This is a genomic window from Anabaena sp. UHCC 0451 (genome assembly GCF_034931405.1).
Taxonomy (GTDB): Bacteria; Cyanobacteriota; Cyanobacteriia; order Cyanobacteriales; family Nostocaceae; genus RDYJ01.
This window is the reverse complement of record NZ_JAYGHA010000038.1, coordinates 43,209-46,486: the sequence shown is the minus strand read 5'-3', so window position 1 is coordinate 46,486 and position 3,278 is coordinate 43,209. Positions and strand designations below refer to the sequence as shown.

Genomic DNA, 3,278 nt, shown 5'->3' with positions numbered 1-3,278 from the left:
AGTCCCCAATCCCCAGTCCCCAGTCCCTATGGATATAATTCTTTGTCATACAACTGCTGATTTTGACGCTTTAGGGGCGGCTGTAGGGTTAACTTGCCTCAAGCCAGGGAGTAAGATTGTCTTAACTGGGGGAGCGCATCCACCTGTGAGGGATTTTTTGGCATTGTATCGTGATGAATATTCACTGATTGAAAGGCGTTCTGTCAATCCTGAAAAAATCCGTTCTTTGATGGTGGTGGATACTCAACAGCGTCATCGCTTGGGTAAAGCTGCGGAATGGTTTGATTTACCTAATGTTCAAGAAATTGTAGTTTATGACCATCATCTGGGACAAGATAGCGATATTCCCATTACGCAATTATATCTTCAGCAGGTGGGCGCAACGACGACTTTAATGGTGGAAGAACTGCAAAAACGTGGTATTTCTCTTACTTCTGCTCAAGCAACGGTGATGGCTTTGGGTATTCATGTTGATACTGGTTCTTTAACATACAGTCAATCTACGCCTAGAGATGCTTTAGCGTTGGCTTGGCTGATGCAGCAAGGAGCAAGTTTATCTGTGATTTCAACTTATTGTGACCCTGGTTTATCTCCGCAATTGCAACAATTATTAACTCAGGCTTTAGAAAATTTAGAATATCTTTGTTTGCGGGGATATACGATTGCGTGGGTAACTCTGAAAACAAATGAGTTTGTCCCAGGTTTATCAAGTTTAGCTTCAGAACTGCTTGAGTTAACAGAAATTGATGCCATACTTTTGGCACATGAACATCTTCTAGATGATGGTGAATTTAGATTAACAGTGATTGGGCGATCGCAAATTCCCCATACTAATCTTAATTTATTATTTCAACTTTTTGACGGTGGTGGACATTCTCAAGCCGCGTCTTTAAATATTCGCACCAGCGACTCACAACCAATTTTACAACAATTATTAGATGGGTTAAAAGCACAAATTCCCAATCCTCCCACAGCGAGAGATTTGATGTCTTCACCTGTGCGTACTATTCGTCCTGAAACTACTATTGCAGAAGCCCAAAGAATTTTATTACGCTACGGACATTCTGGTTTATCTGTTGTGAATAACCAAGATAAATTAGTGGGTATTATTTCCCGACGTGATTTAGATATTGCTTTACATCACGGCTTTAGTCATGCACCAGTTAAAGGTTATATGACGACTAATTTAAAAACAATCACACCAGATACTAGCTTACCACAAATTGAGTCCTTAATGGTGACTTATGATATTGGACGTTTACCAGTTTTAGCTAATGAAAATCTCGTGGGTATTGTCACTCGCACCGACGTTTTAAGGGAATTACATCAAGCGGATGCAATTGATGGACAAATAGAGAAACATGGGGAAATTAAGATTAATCTGCCGCAATTACAAAATAAATTAAATCCGCAACTTTGGCGATTATTGAATATAGCATCACAAGAAGCAGAAAAACGCGGATGGCATCTTTATTTAGTAGGGGGTGCAGTACGAGATTTACTATTAGCAGAAGCCCAAACCGGCACATTGATGATTAATGATATTGATTTAGTTGTTGATGGTTTTCATCAAGCTGCGGATGTGGGTGCAGGTGTGGAACTAGCAAAAGCACTACAAGCAATTTATCAAAATGCCCGGTTAGAAATTCATGGTGCATTTCAAACTGCTGCTTTATTGTGGCATAAAGACCCAGAGTTAGATTCATTATGGGTAGATATTGCCACTTCCAGAACCGAATTTTATCCTTATCCTGCCGCTAACCCAGAAGTTGAAGCTAGTTCAATTCGTCAAGATTTATATAGAAGAGATTTTACTATTAATGCAATGGCATTAAGATTAACATCTCCCCGTAGTGGTGAATTATTAGATTTTTTTGGGGGATTTTTAGATTTACAAACTAAACAAATTAAGGTTTTACACGCTAACAGTTTTATTGAAGACCCTACCCGGATTTATCGCGGTGTTCGCTTTGCTGTGCGGTTTGGATTTAAAATTGAACAGCGAACAGAAGAGTATATTCGTTATGCTATAAATAGCGGTGTTTATGATAGAACAACTCAAGAAAATATCAGAACTCCCGCTTTACAAACTCGGTTAAAAACTGAATTAAAACATATTTTTGAAGCACCCTATTGGCAATCTGCGTTACAGTTATTAGATGATTTGGGAGCATTGCAGTGTATCCATCCTAGCCTAAAATTAGATGGAGAACTTTTACAAAAATTACATTTATTAGAAATCTGTTTGCGAAGATTTGACAAACAACAAAGTTTAAATCATTGGCAAATGCGGTTAGAGGTATTAATTTCTCATTTAGAACCTAAATATCGAGCCAAGGTAGGTAAAAATCTGCAATTAGCTGATGATAGTCTTGAGAGATTACAGAAATTAGCCGAAATACAAACAGCAATAATTACATCATTACCAAATTGCGAATTACCTAGTCAAGTTGTTCACTGTTTACGAAAGTACGATTTACCGACTTTGATTTTAATTGCTTTGCAAAGTCAGCGTAAAATTAGACGAAAGATTTGGTATTTTTTCACTAATCTGAAAAATATACAACCTTTGTTAAATGGTAATGATTTAAAAGATTTGGGTTATAAACCAAGTCCAATTTATAAGCAAATTTTGGATGATTTATTAACTGCTACTTTAGATGGTGCAATTAAAGATAAAGCTGAAGCAGAAAAATTTTTAGCTAACCATTATCCTCGGTAAATTAAATTTTTGAGTTAAGTATTCAGCTATAGCAATCATTCATAACCAGATCCCCGACTTCTAAGATCAATTTATCATTTATGGACACAATAAATAAAAGAAGTCGGGGATCTTATCGCCTTACCTGAGTTCTTATATTTTTAAACTTCTTGTCTTGACAAAAATGCAGTTGCTGTCTACGTTATTAATCATGTTGCAAAAACTCAATTTTAGGTAACAAAGGATCATTTACTATTCCCACACCGGCAAAGCCCCAACGTTTCAACAAACTCCCCACCTGTGGACCAGGAACAGATTCTACAGTTAAACGACTTGCTAAATCACCAGCATGGGTATTTAAATAACTGAGAGCATCAAAATCTTCTTTAAACAATAATAAATATCCTGATTTATCATCATCTACGCGTGCAGTGAGATATTTACCGTCTGTTCTTGAGCGAATAATATAATAAATTTCAGAAAGCATAGGACTGGGGATTGGGGACTGGGGACTGGGGACTGGTTGCAGGGAGCAAGGGAGAGGTATTTACTAATAACTAATAACTAATATAGGGAT

General features: G+C 37.2%; 2 protein-coding genes. One reads left to right on the top strand and one right to left on the bottom strand.

The window, feature by feature from the left end; all coding sequences use genetic code 11:
• Window positions 1-28: 28 nt before the first annotated feature.
• A complete protein-coding gene (locus VB694_RS22060) occupies window positions 29-2,722 on the top strand; it encodes a CBS domain-containing protein (protein ID WP_323362491.1) in 2,694 nt (897 codons plus the stop codon).
• A gap of 184 nt (window positions 2,723-2,906) precedes the next feature.
• Here the strand turns inward: VB694_RS22060 and VB694_RS22055 are convergent, their stop codons facing one another.
• Window positions 2,907-3,188, bottom strand: a complete 282-nt coding sequence (locus tag VB694_RS22055) for a hypothetical protein (RefSeq protein WP_323362481.1) — start codon at window positions 3,186-3,188, stop codon at window positions 2,907-2,909.
• Between the last annotated feature and the right edge of the window lie 90 nt (window positions 3,189-3,278).